Origin of the sequence: Actinokineospora bangkokensis (assembly GCF_001940455.1) — a bacterium.
Lineage (GTDB): Bacteria > Actinomycetota > Actinomycetes > Mycobacteriales > Pseudonocardiaceae > Actinokineospora > Actinokineospora bangkokensis.
This window is the reverse complement of sequence record NZ_MKQR01000016.1, coordinates 362,006-382,939: the sequence shown is the minus strand read 5'-3', so window position 1 is coordinate 382,939 and position 20,934 is coordinate 362,006. Positions and strand designations below refer to the sequence as shown.

The 20,934-nt window shown below is 70.8% G+C and carries 18 protein-coding genes and 1 pseudogene; 13 read left to right on the top strand and 6 right to left on the bottom strand.

Annotated features, from left to right (window positions below):
• Window positions 1-18 precede the first annotated feature (18 nt).
• The 6 genes and pseudogenes from BJP25_RS35040 to BJP25_RS16230 all read left to right on the top strand — a co-directional run bounded on the left by BJP25_RS35040 (window position 19) and on the right by BJP25_RS16230 (window position 3,807).
• Window positions 19-372, top strand: a complete 354-nt coding sequence (locus BJP25_RS35040; protein WP_198943518.1) for a DNA methyltransferase — start codon at window positions 19-21, stop codon at window positions 370-372.
• 284 nt (window positions 373-656) lie between these two features.
• The gene (locus tag BJP25_RS16245; protein ID WP_075975742.1) at window positions 657-1,103 is read left to right on the top strand and encodes a hypothetical protein; all 447 of its coding nucleotides are present in this window, start codon (window positions 657-659) and stop codon (window positions 1,101-1,103) included.
• A 195-nt stretch (window positions 1,104-1,298) separates the two neighbouring features.
• Window positions 1,299-1,448, top strand: a pseudogene (locus BJP25_RS36455) (helix-turn-helix domain-containing protein); the annotation flags it as partial.
• Between the two features lie 742 nt (window positions 1,449-2,190).
• Window positions 2,191-2,523 (top strand): hypothetical protein, encoded by a 333-nt coding sequence (locus tag BJP25_RS35610; protein WP_233158122.1) that lies wholly within the window; start codon window positions 2,191-2,193, stop codon window positions 2,521-2,523.
• Window positions 2,524-2,716: 193 nt separating this feature from the next.
• On the top strand, window positions 2,717-3,280 hold the full coding sequence (locus tag BJP25_RS16235) for a hypothetical protein (RefSeq protein ID WP_075975741.1): 564 nt from the start codon (window positions 2,717-2,719) through the stop codon (window positions 3,278-3,280).
• On the top strand, window positions 3,277-3,807 hold the full coding sequence (locus BJP25_RS16230) for a helix-turn-helix domain-containing protein (protein ID WP_075975740.1): 531 nt from the start codon (window positions 3,277-3,279) through the stop codon (window positions 3,805-3,807). The genes BJP25_RS16235 and BJP25_RS16230 overlap by 4 nt, the downstream gene beginning before the upstream one ends.
• A gap of 456 nt (window positions 3,808-4,263) precedes the next feature.
• Here BJP25_RS16230 and BJP25_RS16225 read toward each other — a convergent pair whose 3' ends face one another.
• From BJP25_RS16225 to BJP25_RS33470, 3 genes are all read right to left on the bottom strand, one after another.
• The gene (locus BJP25_RS16225; RefSeq protein ID WP_075975739.1) at window positions 4,264-5,220 is read right to left on the bottom strand and encodes a hypothetical protein; all 957 of its coding nucleotides are present in this window, start codon (window positions 5,218-5,220) and stop codon (window positions 4,264-4,266) included.
• Window positions 5,221-5,689: 469 nt separating this feature from the next.
• Window positions 5,690-6,571: a hypothetical protein gene (locus BJP25_RS16220; protein WP_075975738.1), complete on the bottom strand. Its 882-nt coding sequence runs from the start codon at window positions 6,569-6,571 to the stop codon at window positions 5,690-5,692.
• Window positions 6,568-6,810, bottom strand: coding sequence for a hypothetical protein (locus tag BJP25_RS33470; protein WP_143219112.1), 243 nt, complete (start codon window positions 6,808-6,810; stop codon window positions 6,568-6,570). The genes BJP25_RS16220 and BJP25_RS33470 overlap by 4 nt, the downstream gene beginning before the upstream one ends.
• Window positions 6,811-7,440: 630 nt before the next feature.
• On the opposite strand from BJP25_RS33470, the gene BJP25_RS16215 reads away from it, so the two are divergent.
• From BJP25_RS16215 to BJP25_RS33465, 4 genes are all read left to right on the top strand, one after another.
• Window positions 7,441-8,859, top strand: coding sequence for a pentapeptide repeat-containing protein (locus BJP25_RS16215; protein WP_143219111.1), 1,419 nt, complete (start codon window positions 7,441-7,443; stop codon window positions 8,857-8,859).
• Window positions 8,860-9,490: 631 nt separating this feature from the next.
• Window positions 9,491-10,459, top strand: a complete 969-nt coding sequence (locus BJP25_RS36245; protein WP_075975736.1) for a pentapeptide repeat-containing protein — start codon at window positions 9,491-9,493, stop codon at window positions 10,457-10,459.
• A gap of 577 nt (window positions 10,460-11,036) precedes the next feature.
• On the top strand, window positions 11,037-12,599 hold the full coding sequence (locus tag BJP25_RS16205; RefSeq protein WP_158075661.1) for a hypothetical protein: 1,563 nt from the start codon (window positions 11,037-11,039) through the stop codon (window positions 12,597-12,599).
• Window positions 12,600-13,268: 669 nt separating this feature from the next.
• Window positions 13,269-13,820 carry a hypothetical protein gene (locus BJP25_RS33465; protein ID WP_143219110.1) on the top strand — a complete coding sequence of 184 codons (552 nt, stop codon included), beginning with the start codon at window positions 13,269-13,271 and terminating at the stop codon, window positions 13,818-13,820.
• Between the two features lie 134 nt (window positions 13,821-13,954).
• On the opposite strand, the gene BJP25_RS16200 is transcribed toward BJP25_RS33465, so the two are convergent.
• Entirely contained in the window at window positions 13,955-15,631 is a 1,677-nt protein-coding gene (locus tag BJP25_RS16200; protein ID WP_143219109.1) for a hypothetical protein, read from the bottom strand.
• A 39-nt stretch (window positions 15,632-15,670) separates the two neighbouring features.
• Here BJP25_RS16200 and BJP25_RS33460 point away from each other — a divergent pair, with 39 nt between their 5' ends.
• Window positions 15,671-16,759 (top strand): hypothetical protein, encoded by a 1,089-nt coding sequence (locus BJP25_RS33460; RefSeq protein WP_143219108.1) that lies wholly within the window; start codon window positions 15,671-15,673, stop codon window positions 16,757-16,759.
• Between the two features lie 116 nt (window positions 16,760-16,875).
• On the opposite strand, the gene BJP25_RS16190 is transcribed toward BJP25_RS33460, so the two are convergent.
• Together BJP25_RS16190 and BJP25_RS16185 are read right to left on the bottom strand one after the other, a co-directional pair.
• Window positions 16,876-17,340: an Imm1 family immunity protein gene (locus BJP25_RS16190; RefSeq protein ID WP_075975733.1), complete on the bottom strand. Its 465-nt coding sequence runs from the start codon at window positions 17,338-17,340 to the stop codon at window positions 16,876-16,878.
• Window positions 17,337-18,029, bottom strand: coding sequence for a DddA-like double-stranded DNA deaminase toxin (locus BJP25_RS16185; RefSeq protein ID WP_158075660.1), 693 nt, complete (start codon window positions 18,027-18,029; stop codon window positions 17,337-17,339). Before BJP25_RS16185 ends, BJP25_RS16190 begins: the two co-directional genes overlap by 4 nt.
• A 298-nt stretch (window positions 18,030-18,327) precedes the next feature.
• Here BJP25_RS16185 and BJP25_RS16180 point away from each other — a divergent pair, with 298 nt between their 5' ends.
• Both BJP25_RS16180 and BJP25_RS36240 read left to right on the top strand, forming a co-directional pair.
• Window positions 18,328-18,642 (top strand): hypothetical protein, encoded by a 315-nt coding sequence (locus tag BJP25_RS16180; protein ID WP_143219107.1) that lies wholly within the window; start codon window positions 18,328-18,330, stop codon window positions 18,640-18,642.
• Window positions 18,639-20,924, top strand: coding sequence for a tetratricopeptide repeat protein (locus tag BJP25_RS36240; RefSeq protein ID WP_198943517.1), 2,286 nt, complete (start codon window positions 18,639-18,641; stop codon window positions 20,922-20,924). Before BJP25_RS16180 ends, BJP25_RS36240 begins: the two co-directional genes overlap by 4 nt.
• The last annotated feature ends 10 nt before the right edge of the window (window positions 20,925-20,934 follow it).

Below are 20,934 nucleotides of genomic sequence, written 5' to 3'. Positions count from 1 at the left end.
ACCAACGGGCCCCGGCCGATGCGCGGGGAGCCGCTGCCCGGTTGGCGCGAGGCCAGTACCCCGCCGGTGCGCTGGCACAACGCGGAGAAGCCGGTGAGCCTGATGCGCCAACTGGTGCGCATCGCCCGCCCCGGCGGGCTGGTGCTCGACCCGTTCACCGGCAGCGGGTCCACCGGGGTGGCCGCGCTGCTGGAGCAGCGGCGCTTCCTCGGCATCGAGTGCATGGCCGAGCACCACCGGATCGCCCAACAACGCCTGCGACTGACCGCCCGCGCCCTGCAGGCGGGCATCGACCCCGGCGACCCCCGCACGCCCGCCCACCTCGACGCGCTGCGCGACCGACTCGACCACCACACCGACCACCCACGATGACCTGCCGCCCGCCGCGGCGGAGCCCAGCCCCCGGCCCTCCGGCGGGGGAGTGGGCACCGGCTGGTCGCCACGTCTGCTCCCAGCACCGCGGCCAGCGCGCGCACGGCCCGGTGGGCCCGCGAGGCCACCGGGCCGTGCCGCGCGGTCGAAGGCCGAGCCGGACCTGCTCGCCGCCGCGACCGAGGTTCCAGGGCGCGATCACCACCGTCCGGCACACGCCGCCTGTCCCCACCCGGGCCGGTCAATGATTTGACCGGTCAAATCGTTGACCATAGGCTTGGTCGGTGGACACCGATCCGGCGACACCCCAGGCGTTGGCCGAATTCCGCGCCGCGCGGGAGGCCCTGTTCCGCGCGTTCGACCACGACCTGAGACAGGGGCGCAGCGCCAACGAGATCGCCCGCATGGCCCAGGGCACCGTGAGCAGACCCGTCGTGCTGGCCTACCTCACTGCCAAGCGGGTGGCCGCGGACGTGCGCCGGATGCTGCGCTCGGCGGGGCTGGACGGCTTGTTCGGTGCGGAGATCACCGGCGAGACCGGCAGGGGCGCCCGCGAGGTCTGCGTCATGCTGGTCGTCGACCCCCGGGAGGTCGTGGACGACAGGGACTCCGTGGTCGCGCGACTCGTCGACCTCCTGCGGGCCAACAATCTGCGGCTCGACGCTCCGTGGCGGGGGTCACTGGCGGAGGCGCTCTGGGACGGGGAACCCGTACGACTGCACCGCCCGTGAGGGTGCCGGCGCCTCGGCTGACCCACCGGCGACCGTGCGGTGGATGACGTGCGGCGCCTGGCACCTCACCGTGTTCGCGGCCTCGTCCGCGGGGTGCGGGCGGCGCTACCCTCGGACTGGTCACCTCCACCCGCGCGGGCGCCGTGTGTGGGCCCACGGGGGTGGAGCCGTTCGACGAGGCGACGCGGGGTGTTCATGAGCGAGCCGGAGGACACCGGTCCCGGTGTCGGGCAGCGGATCAGGGCGTTGCGGTTGGCCCGCGGGATGTCCCAGCGGACGTTGGGGGACCTGGTCGGGACAGGCCCGGGGTGGGTCGGGCAGGTGGAGCGGGGCAGGTTGTTGACCCCGCGGCTGAACAAGTTGCTGTTGCTGGCCCAGGCCCTCGAGGTGGACCTGGCCGACCTGCTCGGGGGGCAGGCCGCGGCGGCGGCCGCGATGTACGCCGGACCGGTCCACACGGCCCTGGCCGGGGTGCGCTCGGCGCTCAACGACTACCACCTGACCCCACCCGCCGGTCCCGTCCAGCCGTTGCCGCACCTGCGGGAACGGCTGCGCCGGGCGTGGGCGGTGCGGCACGCTTCCCCGGACCACCGCACCCAGCTCGGGCACCTGCTGCCCGGGCTGATCCGTGACGGGCAGGTCGCCGCGCGCCGCGCCGCGGCGGGCACCCGGTCACAGGCCGACGCGGTGCTCGCCGGGATCTACGCCCTGACCGACTTCTACGTCGCCTTCCAGGCCGACTCGCACCTGGTGTGGATGGTGGCCGAACGCGCGGTCGAGACCGGGCGCCAGTCCGACGACCCCCTCACCGCGGCGGCCGGGGCCTGGGCGCTCGTGCAGGCCTTGCGCGAGTCCGGGCAGTGGGACGACGCGATCGCCCTGGCCACCGACACCATCACCACCCTGCGACCGCACCTGGAGACCGCACCGCGGGACTGGGCCGGGATGTGCGGGGCCATGCGCCGAGATCGGCCACGTCCACGCCCGCCGCGGCCACGCCGGACAGGCCTTCCACCACCTCGACCAAGCCCACCGCATCGCCACCACCCTCGGGCCGGGCTACCGGCACATCCAGACCAGCTTCTCCATGCCCGTGCTGGCCGCCCACGCCACCACCCTCGCCACCGAACTCGGCCGCGACGGCGAGGCCCTGACCGCCGCCGACACCATCGACCCGACCGACATCGTCTCGGTACCGCGCCGCGCCCGTCACCTGATCGAGGTCGCCCGCGCCCACCACGGCCGCGGTGACACCGCCGCCGTGCTGGCCCTGCTGCGCACCAGCTACGACACCGCCCCCGAAACCGCCCTGTACAACGGATACGCCCGCGACATGGCCCGCACCCTGCTGCGCCGCCCACCCGCCGGTGCCCGCGCCGAGGTCCGGGACCTGGCCGCGGCCCTGGGACTCGCCGCCTAGCCCATCCGGGTGAAGTACATTTGGTACTCACCCCCGCGCACATCGCCTCTACCGTCCGGACCACCCCCCGGATGCAAGGAGACGACGCAGTGCAGCACCGCGCCACCTGGCCGCCCACCCCACCGCGACCCCCGGTGCCCACCACACCCGGAACCCAGGGCCCGGCCCGCCCCAGGGCATCGAGGCGGGCACTGTGACCGGCCCGTCCCCGTCGCCGGCGGACCGGGCGGGCGGCGGTCCCGCCGAGCTCGACCCGGCCCTCGTCGGCGCCTACGCCCTCATCGCCTCCCAGGCACCCCACTCGCTCGCGCCGGTGCCCACCGACCCCGCCGTGGCCGATCGACCGCACATCGCCCACGACGGCCTGGTCCAAGCCCTGGCCGCGCTGATCAGGCGCCTCGAACGGGCACTGGCCGACCGGCAACGCGCGGCCCTGCCCACGACCCTGGCGAGCTTCCTGGACTTCGCCGGGCAGCGGTTGGCCGATGCCACCGACGACACCGCCGTCGACGCGCTCCGCGCGATCGCCGACGAGGCCCGGCACCGCCTGCGCCTCGTACCCGCCGACGACCTCACCCACGCCCTGCGCGCCTTGCTGGAGATCAGCCGCCACACGGTCCGGGACATCACCCTCGACCGGGTGCCCGACCCGGCGACCTGGACGGACCTGGCGGCCGCGATGGACCAGGTGCACCGCTGTCTTCCCGACGCGCCGCCGGTCATCTGCGAGGACGCCGGCGCGGACGGTGCCCGGTGAACCACCCCGCACACCCCGGGCACGACACCGCCGCCCCGTCGACCCACATGATCAACCGGGCCGTGGGCGAGCAGTTGCGCCGCACGCGGGAAGCGGCGGGGCTCAGCCGTGAACAGCTGGCCGCAACCCTGCCCTACCCCCTGCACCCCCAGTCCCTCGGCGCCTACGAGGGCGGGCACCGGGCATTGACCGTGTTCCGGTTCATCGACCTGGGCCGCGGCTGCGGGGCGTCCGCGCCGGACGTACTCGCCGGGGCCATGCAGCTCGGCGGGATCGACCTGCATCTGCTCGTCCTGCGGGTCGACCTCGGCGCCATCCAGGCCGGCCCACCCGACGGCCTCGACCTTCTCAGCGGCTGGGCCCTCAACCGGATCCGCCGCGGCGACGGCATCAGGATCGTCACCCTCACCCCCGCCGCCGTCGAGGAGATCGCCGCGTTCTGCGACCGCACCCCCACGCAGATGGCCCGCATCCTCGCCCGCTACAGCCCCGTGCCATCGACCGACATCGAGCGGGCGCCGCGATGACCCGGCCCGCGCCCGGACCCCACGACCGGCGGGTGCCGGGCGCCGGACTGCGTTCCTGGCCCGGCGAAGCCGACCTGCGCCAGGCCGAACGCGACGCGCGCCGAGCCGACCACGCCCGCCACGCCCCCAGCTTCGACACCCTGCGCCGCACGCGCGACGGCCTCCGCGCACACCGCGCCGCCACAGGGCAAGCCCACCAGGGATCGCAGGAATAGGCCGTGGCGAGGCATCCGCTGCCACCCCGCCGCCCATCTCGACAGCGGCGCGCCCATCCCGCACTGGACGCGGCCGTATGCGCCGCGATGGGGCCCGGGCCCGGCGCGGCGGTGAGCGTGCAGGTCCGACGTTCGGCTGGTGGGCGTGCGGAGTCGATCAGGGCCGGCGGTCGACCCGGCGCCGCCCCATCCCTCCGCAGGCGCCCTGTTGGTTCCCCTGTCGGTGTTCAGCCTTTCGTCGTCACATGGGCAGCGCGTTGAGCAGCAGTTGGGTGTGTTCCTCGGTCCACTGGTGGGTGGCGACGCCCGCCCCCTCCAGCGCTTGCTGGCCGAGGGCGGTGGCGGCGCGGCTAAGGGCGCCGACGATGCCGTCAACCATGCGACGGACCTTGCGGGGCTTCGGGTCGGCGGCGGTGATGGTCTCCAGGGTCTCCTCGGCGGCCTCCTGGATCTCCTCCCGCGCCTCGTCGGTGAGCTCGGCGTGCGCGGGGAGCTGGGTGAGCAGCCGCCGCACGGCGGCGGCGAGGTCCTCGTACCCGGGGGCGACCTCGTTGTTCTGGGTCTGGGAGAAGTGGCTGGAGTTGACCGCCAGTTGGCTGTTGTTGACGGTACCGATGTGGGTGTCCCGGCTGGTGGTGTTGTTGTAAGTGGTGGTCGTGGTCTGGCCTCGGGTGCCGAGGTAGGCGGCGACGTCACCGCCATGGAGGAGGCAGTCGCGGCCATTCGCGGTCAGCTCGGGGCGCAGCGTGCCCTTGGCGACCCCCCAGGAGGGCACAGCCCGGATCAAGCCCGCGTCGTAGAGGAACTCGGCCTGGTGCTCGACGTCGCGGGCAGTGAACCGGTGGCCGAGGCAGACGACCTGGTCGCTGGCGCAGAAGCCAGACCAGTCCGCCACGTCGTCGTCCTGGTCCACCCAGCGCAGCATCCGCGCCTGCAGCTCGGCGACCCGGCGTACCGGGCGCTGACGGATCAGCGCGTCCGCAGCGGCCCTTCCCTCGCCGGTCAGCCGGCAGTCCGCCGCTCCCAAGGACCTGATGTTCTCGACGAGCCCGCTCTTGGCCAGGTAATCGACCATGTCGTGCTGCCCCGGCGTGGCGACGCCGAGTCCGTCCAGGAATCCCGTGACGTCCCGGTCGGCGAAGTCGGTCTCCGCCAAGTGCATCAGCAGCGCCTCGCACTGCTCTTGAAACCCGCCCATTGCAGGCCTCCCTTCCGATGTCGCGCCGCGCTGCGATGGCCATACGCGGCGGGAGGTGAGGCTGAAGCGTAAAGCGCGCCTACGACAACCTCGGGGGCTAACCCGAAGCGGCGGGACGACGCCTGCCGCGGCTACCTGTCCCGCCGAATCCTCCACCGCCGACGGCTCGGCGCTATCCCCCACGGGCCTGGCGTCGATGTCCACGCCCAGGGCGCGGTGGTCGCGGCGGGCGCGGCGGGCGCATGGTCGGCCCCGACTCGCTCGTGGGTGGCGTCGGTACCGGGTGGTCGTCGCCGCCGCTATCGCGGAACTGCCCGGCTGGCTGGCCGCTCTACTCCAGCTTCCACCCACCGCCACCCCCGCCCCCGCCACGGGGTCCGCTGCCGCCGTGCTCGCGCGGTGATGGCCACCCGCCCGCCATCGAGGACCACGCCTTGCGATCGGGCAGGAACGCGCCCTGCGGTCCGCTCTACCCCTCGTCGCGCGGGTCGGAGTCGTCTCCGGGCGCGGGCAGGGCGGCGTTCGGGTGGTCCGGTGCCTGGGCGAGGTGGTGCAGGGCCATGAGGCCGAGTCCGATCAGGGCGACGCTGGTCAGCGTCGCCGCCGGCGCCGAGGTCGTGCCGAGCGCGTAGAGGGCGACCCCGGCGGCCACCCCGGCGGCGGCGACGGCGCCGGCCCCCGCGGCCGACACGTCGAGGGTGACCACCACGCGCCCGTCGGCGGTGGTCGCCAGCTCCACCGGGGTCTGCTCGACCCCGGTGCCCGCCGGGTGCGGGGCGGACTTGACGGCGGTGCGCAGGCGCTCCCAGATGGCGACCCACTCGGCGGCCTCCGCCGCCGCGCCGCAGGCGAGCACGAACGCCCGCATCGCCTCGGCGCGGCCGACCAGCACCGGGTTGACCTTCCTGACCATGCGGCTGATCGTCGACTTCGACAACTCGCGCTCGTGGTCGTCGTCCCACCTGCGGATGTCGCCCTGGCTCTTGCCGGAGTGCTGCATCAGCAGGCGCAGGGCGGCGGCGAACCCGTCCGCGTCGCGGGCCTGCCGGGCGAGCATCAGCGCCGGCGAGACCGGGTTCGCCACCCTGCGGCCCTGCCCGGCGGGGGAGGGAGCCGTCGCGGCCGCGGCGAGCAGGCGCCCGGGCAGCGTGCTCACGGCCTGGTCGAACTGGCGCTGGAACGGTGTCAGTCCATCCGGCGAAGGCTTGGTGAATGCGTCGAGCAGCCGCAGGGCCGGGCTCGTGGCGAGCGCGTCGAGCTGGCGCTGCACTGGGCTGCTGGCGAGGACGTCGAGCTGGCGCTGCACTGGGCTGCTGGCGAGCGCGTCGAGCTGAGCGGCGAGGGCGGTCATGACGCGCTCCCGGTGGCCAGGGCGCGCATGGCCCCGCGCGCCAGGGTGGACAACACCCCGCGGTCGGCCAGGGTGAGCCCGCCCAGGACTGCCAGCAGCAGCACCGTGTCCTGGGCGGCCACGCCCAGCACGACCAGCGCCACCGTGGTGGCCGCGAGCACGATCAACGACGCCAGGGACTGCCACGGCGGGCACCCAGGGGTCAGCTCCCGCAGTGCGCGGGGATGGAGCAACTGCACTGGGATCACACTCTTTCGTCAGGGCTTCCGCCTCGGAACTCTTGTCAGCGGCAGGAGCGCCCGTCCCAAGAGCAGCTGGGTGGGTTGCAGTCACCTAGCCGGGATGGGGCCTGCTCACCAGCCATCGTGCCCGCCACCACCGACACCCGGGGGTATCCCACGCGTCCCAAGCCCACCGCGCCCCGTCCCACTTTCCAGCGACCCGTCCCACGCCCCCACCCCTGGCGATGCGCGATCGGTCCAGCTCAACCCCCCGCGCTGCCCGGTATCCGCAGCTCAACACCGTCCCACTGCCCGTCCCAAAATCCCCGGCGAGGGCCACCGGCCCCCGACGGGCGCCTACCATCGGACACGCGCGCCAGCGGCCCCGCACTCGCCGCCGACGCGTTCGGAACGCTTGTCAAAGCGCAAACACCGCCGGAGCCCGGGGTTGCAGCCCAGGCCCCGGCACGTCTCGCCAGAGGGTTCGCGGCGTTCGCAGGGGTGCGAACGCCACGAACTCTCTCGGCTTCACCGGGCCTGATCGGTGTTCGACCTCCTGGGCCGCCCGTGGCGCGCGATGATCGTCGGGTGAGCAGGCGACGTAGCGGGACAAGTTGGTGGCGGCCGGTCCTGGTGATCGTGGTCCCGGTGTTGGTCAGCACGGCGGCGGCGGTGACGGTGCTGCTGCTCGTGCTCAAGCCCGGCAGCGCGCAGGACCGGCTCGACGCCGTGCGCACCGGACTGGCCGTGGGTGCCGGGATCGGGGCCCTGATCACCCTGGCACTGGCCCTGCGCCGCCAGCAGGCCACCGAGCACGACGCCACCGAGCGCAGGCTGACCGAGCTCTATGTCAAGGCCGTCGACCAGCTCGGCTCGGACAAGCCCGCCGTGCGCCACGGCGGGCTCTACGCCCTCGAACGCGTCGCCCAGGACAACCCCGGCCACCGCCAGACCATCGTCGACGTCATCTGCGCCTACCTGCGAGGCCCCTTCACCCCACCACCCACCCCAGCCACCCCAGGCGCCGCGGGCGCGCGCAGGCTCGGCGGCCTGCGCGCCCCCGGCCGCCCCGGCCGCCCCGGCCGCCCCGGCCGCGCCGGACCGGCCGCCCGCCCCAACGCCACACCCCCACCGGCCAAGGACGAGGACGCCCTCCAGGAACGCGAGGTCCGCCTCACCGCCCAACGCATCCTGCGCGACCACCTCCAACCCCGAACCCGCGCCCGCACCTGGTACCGGCGGTTCCCCCGCCCCCGCCACACCTTCTGGGCCGACATCGACCTCGACCTCACCGGCGCCACCCTCATCGACCTCGACCTCAGCCACACCACCACGCGCCACACCCAGTTCAGCGGAGCCCGGTTCGAGGGGAACACCGAGTTCGGTGGGGCGCAGTTCAGCGGCGACGCCAGGTTCAGCAAGGCACAGTTCAGCGGGGACGCCTGGTTCAACGAGGCGCAGTTCAGCAAGTCCGCCTGGTTCGACGAGGCGCGGTTCGGCGGCGACGCCAGGCTCAGCAGGGCGCGGTTCAGCGGGTCCGCCTGGTTCATCGAGGCGCGGTTCAGCGGGGGCGCCTGGTTCAACGAGGCGCAGTTCAGCGGGGGCGCCTGGTTCGACGAGGCGCGGTTCGGCGGGGGCGCCTGGTTCATCGAGGCGCGGTTCAGCGGGGGCGCCTGGTTCAACGAGGTGCGGTTCAGCGGGGACGCCAGGTTCGAGGAGGCGCGGTTCAGCGGGGGCGCCTGGTTCGAGGAGGCGCGATTCAGCGAGAACGCCACGTTCAGCAAGGCGCAATTCAGCGACACTGCCTGGTTCAGTTGGACGCGATTCAGCGGGAACGTCGGGTTCAGCGAGGCGCGATTCAGCGGGAACGCCGGGTTCATCGAGGTGCGGTTCAGCGGGAACGTCGGGTTCGAGAGGGCGCGGTTCAGCGGGAACGCCGGGTTCATCGAGGCGCAGTTCAGCGGGAACGCCAGGTTCAGCGAGGCGCAATTCGGCGGGAAAGCCGTTTTCGCCAAGGCGCGGTTCAACGGCGACGTCCCGGAGACGATCAAGCCATACCTGGATTGAGACCACGACGGCGTTGGACCTCTCGCCGCTGTCTGCGGGGGAGCCCGTGGCTGGGCTCGTCGGGCTGCCCGGCGTCACGCGCTGGGGGCGTCCCGAGCGCTTGGTGGACCTAGCGGACCGCGTCGGTGAGCTGCGCCGCCCCGTCCGGGGTGGTGGCCAGCGACAGGGGCCGGTCGCGGGCCTGGGCGGCCAGGAGGCGCCGCAGCGCGGCCCGGCCCACCGCGGTTCCGGTGCCAGCACGCCCACGCCCCCAGGACCCCCGACGCGGGAGCGCGGACGTGTCGCAGACCCCGAACGTGCCGAAGTCGCCACCTGGGCCGATGGCGGGTGTGAGGAGACGCGCTCAAGGGTGCACCTGGTCAGGATCGGTGGGCGCGGATCCGGTCGCGCAGGGTGCTTCCCGGCTCGGCGGTGCATGCTCTACCACTAGGTTGCGGGGCTGCTTGCGGAGTTCGGGTCTACCTTGCGGGTCGCGCCGCAGGGTCGGGCCGATGAGGGGGCATGTAGCACCTGGGCCGCTCGTGGTGATGATCAGGGGGTGACCACCCCGCCTCCTCCACCCGCCGTCGACTCGTCCCTGCTCTCCCCTACGCCTCGGCCGGTGCTGCCGGCAATCCCCCGGTGGAAGATCGTGACCGGGGTCGCCGCGGTCGCGGTGCTCACCGCGGGGGTGGTGGTGGCGTTGTGGTGGGCGGGCACCCGGGGCTTGGAGGGCAAGGAGCTGGTCACCGCCCGGCTCGACGCGCTCAAGACCGGGCTCGGCATCGGCATCGGCGGCGGCGGGCTGTTCGGCCTGTACCTGGCGTGGCGGCGGCAACGCTCCACCGAGGCGGACCTGGACAACCGCGAACGGGCCCTGGCCCACCAACAACAGGTCGCGGCCCGCACCGAGGCCCACCAGGAACGCGTCGCCACCGCCACCGAATTCGACGCCGCCGCCCGGCGCATCACCGACCTCTACACCAAAGCCGTCGAGCAGCTGGGCAACACCAACGCCCCCGTCCGGCTCGGCGGCCTCTACGCCCTCGAACGCCTCGCTCAAGACCACCCCGACCAACGACAAACCATCGCCAACGTCCTGTGCGCCTACCTGCGCATGCCCTACACCCTCCCCGACAACCCACCCGACGACGCCGACACCGAGGTCATCGACCAACACCGGGAACGGGTCCAGGAACGCGAGGTCAGGGTCACCGCACAACGCATCCTTGCTCAACACCTCCGCCCGGGCACCGACCACGAGAACCCGGTGGCGACCTTCTGGGCCGACATCGACCTCGACCTCACCGGCGCCACCCTCATCGACCTCGACCTCAGCTACACCGTCACGCGCCAGACCCAGTTCGGCGGGGCTCAGTTCGAGGGGGCCGCCCAGTTCGGCGGGGCGCAGTTCAGCGGGGACGCCTGGTTCGGCGGGGCGCAGTTCAGCGGGGACGCCTGGTTCGGCGGGGCGCAGTTCAGCGGGGACGCCAGGTTCCACGGGGCGCAGTTCAGCGGAGACGCCAGGTTCCACGAGACGCAGTTCAGCGGAGACGCCAGGTTCCACGAGACGCAGTTCAACGGCGGCGTCCCGGAAACGATCAAGCCATACCTGGATTGAGACCACGACGGTGTCGTCCCCCCAACACGCCCACCCACTCCCAATTCCGCCAACTAGGTCCGGCACCGGACTGGCGACCTGTTCGGACCTAGTTGGCGGACCGCAGGTCAACGACCTGGTCCTCCGCCGCCTTCGAGCGGAACGGGCAACAACTGTCGTGTCCGGGCGAAGATGGCGGAGTCCGGACTGGTTGGCGGGTCGGTTGGCGGGTGTCCGGGAAACATGGCGGGACGCGGTGAGACCAGCTGGCCGGCGTCCGGGAGAATGCGCCCGTGCCTGGGCCTAGGTCGCCTTCACCCGAACTCCCGGGGCGGGCACACTCGACGGCGCGGACAGCAGGGAGCAGACTGTTCGGATGTCGCCAGCTCGCCTCAAGTCGGACGGTCCCCCGCCGATCGTGCACCCCGGTCCCACGCCCGCGGTCGTCAAGCAGCTCTACGGGACCGCGTGGCGCTGTGGTTTCGCCGGTTGCCTCCGGCCGTTGTACCGGGTCACCGATACTGGCCAGCAGGTTCTCAACAGTACGATCGCGCACATCCACGCCCGCAGCGAGGGCGGTCCCCGGTGGAAGAAGGGCATGAGCGCCGAGGACAACCGGGCGCCGGACAACCTGATGCCCATGTGCCTGGAGCACTCCAAGGAGATCGACGACCTCTGGCAAAATTTCCCGGCTGACCTGCTGCGGGAATGGAAAGCCCAGCAACTCCAGGAATGCCGGGGCCTGGAGCAGTCCTGGCAGCTGAACTCCCGGCAGGTCCAAGACGTGATGGACACCCTCGACCACCGGCGGATCGGCACCCAGACCGCCGGGTCCAGCGCAGTCCTAGCCGCCGCCCGCATCGTCGGGCAGCTCGGTGTCGTCGCCGGTCAGCAGCGCACCGTGGTGGCCAGGGCGGTCGGCGCCTGGCAGGCGTTGCGCAACCAGGTGAACCGGTCCATGCCCCCGGCCTGGGACGCGACCACTGGGCAAGTCTTGAGGGTCGAGCCGTCCCTAATGGAAACCCGGCCCCACCAGGTCGCGGTGTCGGAAGCCTTGGCGGCCGCCATCGCGGCCACGCAGTCTCCGACGACCATCCTGATCGGTGAATTGCGCGCGATCGAGGCCGCGGATCCTGACCTGGTTCCGTGGTGCGCCTGGGTGCAGGGGGCGGCTGCCGTCGTCGTCGCGGCCTCCGGACGGTGGCCGGGCAGTTCCTCCAACCCGGTCCACCCGTTGGCCGACAACGGGGATCTGTCCAACGCGCTCGCGGAGCTGGAACGTGCTTTCACTGCGTTGAGTGCGCGGTGGAACGGCCAGGCGGCCGAAGACCCGCCACCCCCACCACCCCCGGTGGTTGCCGAACCGGAGTCCGAGGCACAGCGCGCGGCACGCGAACACGAGGAGCTGCTGGACTCGGCGCGCCCCTGGGCCCGCGTCACGGGACTGGCGTATGACCCCGATCTCTACCAGCGGCTGCTGGCGGCCACCGAGCACGCGGTCATGTTCCCCGTCCTGCCCTCGTTGATGGCCATCGGCCTTTTCGCGACCACGCGCCTGGCCGCGTCCGTGGCCCGCAACGCCGACCCCGACACGTACCGGTCCCTGATTACCCAAGCCGCCGCACTCCAGCCCCTCGCAGTCGCCGTCGCCCTGCTGCGGAACCTGATGTCCACCGCTGAGAAGGCCGAACGGCTCGAACTCCACGATCACGCCCGCACCACGCTCGTCGCCCTGATGGATGTGGAGCAGTGGCGGGAGGTGGCACCCTGGCAGGACAACGAGTACCACTCCCGGTCCCTGCTGGACTGGACCTCCTCGATCCACGGCGAGGAAACCGTCCGCGACGCCCTCGCGGCGGGCCTGACCGACACTGCGGACCTCCTCGGCCCGCTCCTGATCGGCATCGCCGCCTGGACAGAACAGCGCGACAGCCACACCTGGGCCCTTCGGGACTACGTCCGGGGCATCCGTGACCTGCCACCATGGCTACCGGTCGACATTGTGGTCACCGAGATCCACCGCCAGTTCCCCGACCTCAAACCCACACAGCACGACAACGTCAGTAGGGACATCAAGGACCTCCGGGACTTGGCCGCCGACCTGCTCCGAGCCGCCACATCCATCGGCTCGAGAACCTCGGAACCACCCCCTGCCCCCTGAGCAGGCGGACACCACTGCCTTTTGCTGCCAGGGACTGACTCGTCGACCTCGATCCCGGCGGAGCCGGTGCGTGCGGGAGGAGGGTGTGCGGGGCGGTCGCGGGCGATGAAGTCCCAGTGGAACCGCACCCGATGGGGCGAACACGGCGGATACGCAGGTGGACCGAACCAGCAATGCAACGCCGCAACCGCGTTCAACCTCGCCGACGCCGCGAACCCGGCAGCACACGCGCCACCCGCAAACCGACAACTAAGCCCGAACAACCACGCCATTGACCGTTCGCACCTACTTGTCGTCCCCCAGCTCAACGCACCGACCCCCGACAGGTTCGACCGGGAGGGACAACAACTGTCTCGTCCGACTGAACTTATCGGTGTTCAGACCCGGTTGTCGGTCGTGGTGTCGGTGTCCGGAGACATTCCAAGACGCTGAACCTGCTCCATCGCTCTACCTCGATACCGCTGTCGAACCCGTCGGCTGGCCGACACGATCCAGCCCACAAACGCCCCCAAGCGCTTGGACACGACTTGCCCACAAGCACCGCAGCTACAACCGCGGCCTCACCAACTCACCTCAGCTGGCCCTTCAGATCAGCCCACTAAGGCTGAGTAGCATACGAGAACGCACGCGCGGCACCGCCGACCCGAAAGCTATAACACCATTGCCGCGATGATCAACGGAACAACGGATCAAAAGACCATCGTCCACTCCGCAGATTCTCAGACGAATACCATCACGCTGACGGTTGGAGCAAACGACAGCGTCGAGGCCCGTCAGTTCCAACTCACCGTCAAGGAACTACGTCCGGCCTCGACGACCCAGCCACAACCAGTCGGGCCGATTGTCGACCGGACGCTGACGGGCAGACCACCGCAGGCCGACGACCACGAGCAAGTGCCCGACGCGCTGAACCGCATCGCAGAAGCGCTAGGTATCGCGCTCCACCTGGCACGAGCCAGTCGAACCGCCGCCGAGAAGAACCAGGTGATCGACGCGATGGTCCGCGCTCTCACTGGCAGTGAGTACGACACCTTCATCAACCCAGCCATGATCGACTACAGCGGTTGGATCGACAACGAAAGTTCAGTCGACCAGAACAGTTTCTGTCCTTTCCGTTCAAAATTGGCAAGCCCCGGGGTATATGGCAGGAATGAGTCCACACTGCACCGCACCACGCCGTCCGGGAAACGGTGCGTAAAGAACATCGATTCCGCCAACTAGGTCTGGACAGCGAGGCCAGCAGGCGTCCAGACCTAGTTGGCGGACCGCAGGTCAGCGGCCTGATTTTCCGGCAAGTTCCGGCGGACTGGACAGCGGCTGACCCAAGAAGGAGTGAGATCGCTGCGGGAGACGGTTCAGGAGCTCCAGAACCGGCGGTAGGTGGTGACGTCGTCATCGGTCAGACCAGGGTCGCCGGTGATGGCCATGGTGCTGGTGTCCCATTCACGCACGCCGTCGGTGCGTGGGGTCAGCAGAATCGCGACGGTGGTGAGGGTATTGAGGTCTCCTCGGGCTGTTCCGTGCTCGTGATGGCGAAGCAGGACCCAGGACCTGAACGCGTTCTGAGTGGACTCGTCGAGTGTTGTGCAGGCGATGAATCCGAGCTGGGGTTGCGGCGGCTCGGCCCGGTAGACGCGTGAGCGCCACCCGACACTGCCGGGCCGGGTGGAGGCGCGGAAGCCGCTGAGCGTCGTGAGGAGCAGGCGACCCAGGTCGGTTCGGTATCCGATGGGCAACTGGTCGATGGTGGCGAGTATCCGGGCGATGTCGGCCGGGTTGTCATGGTCGGTGAGTGCGATCTCCTCGCAGATGATGCGGATCATGTCGTGTGCGTCGGGGTCGTCCGCGCCTGCCGGGGCCATGGGCAGCAAGGGCAGGGATGCCGGTGTTCCCGGACCGAGCCGAGCCGGGTCGAGGGGAGGGGTGACCGCCTCCGCGTCCGCGGCGGCGAGTTCGTAGTAGCGAACGGGCTCGCGGCCCAGCGGGATGTGCGCATCACCGGCCACGCGGGCGATGTAGTCGAGCACGGCGTGGGACGACTTGAGTTGGTCGAAGAGAAACTCCCAGTCGCGGCGCAGCAGCACCGTGGTCGGAACCCGGGTGGGCAGGCGCTGGATCGAGAGGTCCTCCGGAGGGTCTGGGTGGTCGAGGATGACGACACCGAGCCAGCTCACGGCGGGTCCGTTGATCTCGATCGTCCGGCCCCTGCCGTTGATCATCGTGCTGGAGCGGTCAGCGAGGCGGCGTGCCGTGCCGTCGACCTGCCGCCCGCCTGCCCCGGCCTTGCTGGTGATCCAGGTGGTCTCCTTGGTCGTGTCGCCGAGCTCGCCATTCCTGCTCTTGACCTGGATCACGAGTCCCCGGCCGCCGACCACGACAAGACCATCGCTGATCTCGCGGACACCAGTTCCCTTGCGCTCCACTGCCGGGGAGACGACGAAGTCCGGCAATCCCCAGGTAGCGGCCGCGCTCTGCGCCGCGCGTTCGGCCTCCGGTCCATGGTCGGCGCGAGGGTTGAGCGCCGCCGCGGTGCGGATACGCCGCTCGAATACCCCGTGCTCGGTACGGACCAGCAGGACTGTGTGCCCGCTGCCTCGCAGCACACCCACACCGATATCCGATGCGTCCAACCCGGCCAGGTCTTCCTCGGACCACAGACGCTCCGACTCCGCAGCCGCAAACCAACCGGACTGGGCGCCGACGCGGCCCTGTAACGCGCGAGAACCAGGAACCTGGGCGGCCACAGACTCGAACACCCGCAGCACCCGGGTAACAGCATCGAGCACCAAGACCAGACGCCTGTGGAACGTGTCCTTCGGGTGCAGAGACTCACCATCACCAGCAAGAGACAGCTCGACATAGCACCCTGGCTGACCTCCAAGGTCGGTATCAGGCTGCAGGCCCACGACGTTGAATCGAACCACGACCCGCTCATCATCCAGCTCGCCAGAAGACTCCGAGACCACGTCGGTCACCAGCGCGGGTTCCGCCACCTCGACAACCGGAGCCTCGACACCCAGCCAGGCAGTCACGTTCGCACCATCGCGGAGAGCACCAGACCACCCAACCAGGTGACGCAGCGCGTCGCGCAAGTGCTGAACACGAGGATCAGGATGTTCTCCCAAGTGCGGCTGACACGTCCGAACGAACCGGTAGAGCGGTTCGGGAATGCCATCGAGACAGAACTCCTCCAACAACCCCTCAAGACCCTCCTCGGAGTCTGCGACCGGGAAGAACCGCTCACGATCCGGTTCGGAACGACGTCGGCGGTGCTCGAACATCGCCACCGACTCCTCCACCAACGAGTCCAGACACCCCCACAACGACGACACCACATCGGAGAACACCGACGTCAACCGCGCACGGGCACCCTCCGGCCACGAGGCATACGCGGTTACGGCACCGTTGCCGCAGTCGTCGCAACCGATCACGACCAGGGGTGGCCCATCGAGTACGCGGTCCCCGACCGGGACAGCCTGGCCGGGATCGCCGGCGCCCGCGACCCGGCCGCCGTGCTCTACCGGCGGGTCGAAGACCGCGTCCACCGCGCCCCGCCACCGCACGCACCCGAAAACCTCGACGGCCCCCTGCCGTGGTTGCCCGCCACGCTGCCCGGCGCCCTCGACGACCAGGCAGGCCTGGCCCAGCACCTCGCCGACCTCGCCCACACCATGACCGAACAGGCCGCCGAACTACGGGACGAGGTCGTCACCTCGCCCCCGGCATGGGCCGCGGGCCTCGGCCCCCGCCCCACCAACGCCGTCGCCGCAGCCCGCTGGACCGACCTCGCCGCAACCGCCGCCGCCTACCGCGCCAGCTTCAACATCACCACCGACTCACCGGACGCACCACTCGGAGTCCGCCCCCCAGGCGACGGGCCGCGCGCCCGCGCCTGGCACACCATCACCGAACAATGGAGACCCATCGTGACCACACCCGACGACAAATACGCCGCCAACCAGGACCGCATCAACCGCCTCCGCGAACGGGTCCACGCCTCAACCGAAGACCGCGCGCAGGACGCAGAGGCAACGGCGGCCCACTACCAAGCCGAAGCCGACGGGCTGCGAGGCGACCTCAGCTTCCGAGACGCACACTTGGACGACGCCCTCGACCCGATCGAAGAGCACCGAGACCTCGGTTCCGGCCTCACCCACTGACACCGACTGAACCTGGGCGACGACGGTACGCAGACCTCCGCACCACGGCGGGCCAACTCAGGGTGCGTGCGCTTACCCAGCGATGGTCGATTGCCGACGCCCCGGGCAAGGTCGTGTCATTTTTCCTGAGGAAGTGTGCCCGGGTACTCCGAGCCTGTTGTGGCCGGTGCCTTCCACTCCTGCCAGTGCAGACAGTCGGGACGTTGCCCGGTTGTGGCGAACTCGGCGACAGCCCGCCGCACGTCCGCGATGGGCACCTGCGCGTTGATGGGAACCTCGAACTCGTTCTCGTGGTACATGTACATGATCGGGGAGACGTCCGAACTCTGCGGGTTGCGGCTGTAGTAGCTGCGGTACTCGTCGGCTGGGCTGTACCGGACGACGCCGACTTCTCCGCGAAGCCCGACGTAGAGGGTTGGGCTGGTGTCCGGTTCGTCGGCGAGGGTCACCTCGGCGACAGGCCACCACCGCTCGTCACCGCGGGCGAGAACGGCGTTCAGCGCGGCGTCCAGTTCCTGCTCGGTGGCGGCCAGGTGGTCGTCCTCCTGCTCGACGAAGTACCACAGCGCGAGCTGCTTCAACGGTGCTCACCTCGGAAACGTCGGTAGTAGCCGTTCGTGCCGTAGACGGTAACGGTGCAGCCGACCGGAAGTATCTTCGGCAGGTACACAGCACACCCTCGTCGTCCGGGGCACGGTCGGTGGTTGAGCAGGATCGTGACGTGCTCGGTACGGCCGGTCTCGTCGAACGTCGCACGAAGGCCGGCCGCCACCTTCATCTCGACGTGGGTCTCGATGGACAACTGCCCCGAGAAGACCTGCTTGAGGTAGTGGGCGACCACCGCGACGCCGTCGTCCTCCCCGCTGATCGCCGTTCCGGAAGTGCCGTCCGACTTGACCCACACCCCGTGTGTCTTGGCCCCGGTGTTCGGGGTGACGGGCGGGGGCAGCCGCTGTTGTCGACGCACGACGCCGTCGACGTCCAGCCGGTGCGGTGCCGGGCGATCACCGGTCAGGCCGCTGCTGGTGGGGAACCCGATGGCCGAGAGGTAGGAGGCAAGCGCCCGCACGACCGAGTGCAGCCGCGCCTGAACCCTCTCGATGTCGTCGTAAGCGTGTTCGATGTGCGCCACGGCCTTCGCCAACTCGGCATTCACGGTGCGGAAGTCCTCGACCAACTCGACGACGGTCCGGCCGCCGTCGTCGATCTGGACGAGCGCGCCGGTGAGCGCGCCCCACTGGTCCTCGATGTGGTCGATGACCGATCGCACGACAGCCGCGTAGTCGCTTGCCAAGGACACTCGCTCATCCTGGCCCCTGGACTGCGCGGCCGGGCTCACGGCTGCTGCGGCCTGATCTCGCGAGGGGGTAGCGGACCCCGCGTCAGCAGCACCGGGTGACCGGACAGGGCGCGAAGCCTCGTCCAGTGACCGGGCGGACTGTGATCACGGCGCATCCCGGACCGGCCTCGTGTTCGGCTTCCTCTTGTGATCCTGGTCGTTGATACTGGGCGGTGTCGGTTCGGGCAGAGGGGGGTCGGTGCGGGGACGGGTGCTTGCTTGGTCAGTGGTGGCCGCGGTCGGTGTCGCGGTGGCTGCGGGCGCGGTGGTGCTGGTGATCCAGGTCGGGCTGGAGCGCTCCGATCAGGTCGCCAGCGTCGTCGGGGCCGCAGCGGGGGTTGTCGGCCTGCTGGTCACGGTCGTCGGCGCCGTCCGCGCCAACGCCGCCCGCCACGACCCTCCGCTGCCCGCGCCAGGCGTGCGGCAGACGGTCCGCGGGTCCCGCGTCGGCGGCAGCGTCATCCAGGTCGGCGGCGACTGGTCAGGGTCGCTGCCCCCATCCTCGGGCACCCGCCCCGCCGGCCCCGGGGACGACACACGGTGAGCTGGTGGGACAAAGCCGCCGCCGAGGCGGCCGAAGCAACTGTCAGCCAACAGGTGGACAAGACCACCGTCAAAGGTGACCTGACCCAGATCGCCGGGGACGCCCACATCACCGTCGTGCACGGCGACCAGCACCACCACACCGGGCCGCAGATGACGTGGCCGGTGCGCCGCGGGCAGGTCCCGGTGGTGGTCGAGCACTTCCAGCATCGGTCCGCCCTGCCTGACCTGGACACCGTCTTCGCCGACGACCAAGCCGTCGTGCTCACCGGCAACGCCCGGGACGGGGCGGTGGTGGTCTCCGGGATGGGCGGGGTCGGCAAGACCCAACTCGCCGCCCATCACGCCCACACCGCCGCCCACCCCGACCACGGGGTCGACCTGCTGCTCTGGATCACCGCCACCACCCGCGACGCGGTCATCACCGCCTACGCCGACACCGCCACCCACCTGCACCTGAGCAACGGTGGTGTCGAAGGCCAGGCGGCCGCCGACACACTCCTGAACTGGTTGGCCACCACCACCCGCACCTGGCTCATTGTCCTCGACGACCTCCAACTCCCCGCCGACCTGACCGGCCTGTGGCCCCCGCGTACCCGCACCGGCCGCACCCTGGTCACCACCCGCTACCGCGGCACCGCCCTCACCACCCGCGCCCGCACCCTCGACGTCGACGTCTTCACCCCCACCGAAGCCCACGCCCACCTCACCGCCGAACTCGCAGAACACCCCCACCTCGCCACCGACCTGCCCGCCCTCGCCCACGACCTGGGCCACCTCCCCCTCGCCCTGGCCCACGCCGCCGCCTACATCCGCGACCAAGAAACCCCCGTCACCGACTACAGGGCACTACTGGCCGACACCAACCGCACCCTGCCCACCCTGTTCCCCCACCCCGCCGAACTCGCCGACCCCCACACCCGCACCACCGCCGCCACCCTCTCCCTCTCCCTCCCCCTCGCCGAACAACTCGCCCCCCGCACCGCGCACGCCTTGCTACGCCTGGCCAGCCTGCTCGACCCCAACGGCATCCCCGACACCACCCTCACCAACCCCGTCATCGCCGACCACCTGCACACCGACACCCACACCACCCACCACGGCCTGCGAGTCCTGCACCGCCTCAACCTGATCACCCACGATCCGATCGCGGGCACCGTGCGCGTGCACGCCCTCGTCCAACGCGTCATCCGCGAGACCATCGACCCCGACACCGCCGCTCGGCTCGGTCGTCTCGCCGCCAACGCCCTTCACGATGCATGGCCCCGAGTCGACACCCTGGCCGGAGTCGGGCCGGTGTTGCGGGCCAACACCGCCGCCCTGCACACCCACGCCCGGCACGCCCTGCTCCACCCCGACGTCCACAACGTGTTGTTCAGGGCGGGCCGTAGCCTGGGCGAAGAAGGATTCGTCACCGCGGCACGCGACTACTTCCACCTTCTGCACGAACAAGCAGCCGTCGCACACGGCCCCGACCACTACGACACCCTCACCACCCGCAACAACCTTGCCCACTGGCGTGGCGAGGCGGGTGACGCGGCTGGTGCGGCAGCAGCGTTCGAGGGCCTGCTCACCGGCCAAGTGCGGGTACTGGGGGCCGATCACCTCGACAGCCTCGCCACACGTCACAGCCTTGCCCACTGGCGTGGCGAGGCGGGTGACGCGGCTGGTGCGGCAGCAGCGTTCGAGAGCCTGCTCGCCGACATGGTGCGGGTGCTGGGACCTGACCACCCCCGCACCCTCGCTACCCGTCACAGCCTTGCTAACTGGCGTGGCGAGGCGGGTGACGCTGCTGGTGCGGCAGCAGAATTCGACGGCCTGGTCACCGACCAAGTTCGGATACTGGGGGCCGATCACCTCGACAGCCTCGCCGCCCGCCACAACCTCGCCCGCTGGCGTGGCGAGGCGGGTGACGCTGCTGGTGCGGCAGCGGCTTTCGAGGGCCTGCTCGCCGAGCAGGTGCGGGTATTGGGGGCCGACCACCCCCACACCCTCGCTACCCGCCACAACCTTATCTACTGGCGTGGCAAGGCGGGTAACCCGGCAGACGCGGCAACAGCATTGGAGAGCTTGCTCGCCGAGCAGGTGCGGGTACTGGGGGACGACTACCCCCAAACCCTCGTCACCCGCCACAACCTCGCCCGCTGGCGTGGCGAGGCGGGTGACGCGGCTGGTGCGGCAGCAGCGTTCGAGAGCCTGCTCGCCGACATGGTGCGGGTGCTGGGACCCGATCACCCCCACACCCTCTCCACCCGCAACAACCTTGCCTACTGGCAGGAGTAAACTGACCAGG

Excerpts from the sequence above, each read along its gene's own strand:
- BJP25_RS16220 (WP_075975738.1), bottom strand. The coding sequence starts at position 6,571 with ATGACCGCCCTCGCCGCTCAGCTCGACGCGCTCGCCAGCAGCCCAGTG.
- BJP25_RS35610 (WP_233158122.1), top strand. The coding sequence starts at position 2,191 with ATGCCCGTGCTGGCCGCCCACGCCACCACCCTCGCCACCGAACTCGGC.
- BJP25_RS16205 (WP_158075661.1), top strand. The coding sequence starts at position 11,037 with ATGAGCGCCGAGGACAACCGGGCGCCGGACAACCTGATGCCCATGTGC.
- BJP25_RS16225 (WP_075975739.1), bottom strand. The coding sequence starts at position 5,220 with ATGGGCGGGTTTCAAGAGCAGTGCGAGGCGCTGCTGATGCACTTGGCG.
- BJP25_RS35040 (WP_198943518.1), top strand. The coding sequence starts at position 19 with ATGCGCGGGGAGCCGCTGCCCGGTTGGCGCGAGGCCAGTACCCCGCCG.
- BJP25_RS33465 (WP_143219110.1), top strand. The coding sequence starts at position 13,269 with ATGATCAACGGAACAACGGATCAAAAGACCATCGTCCACTCCGCAGAT.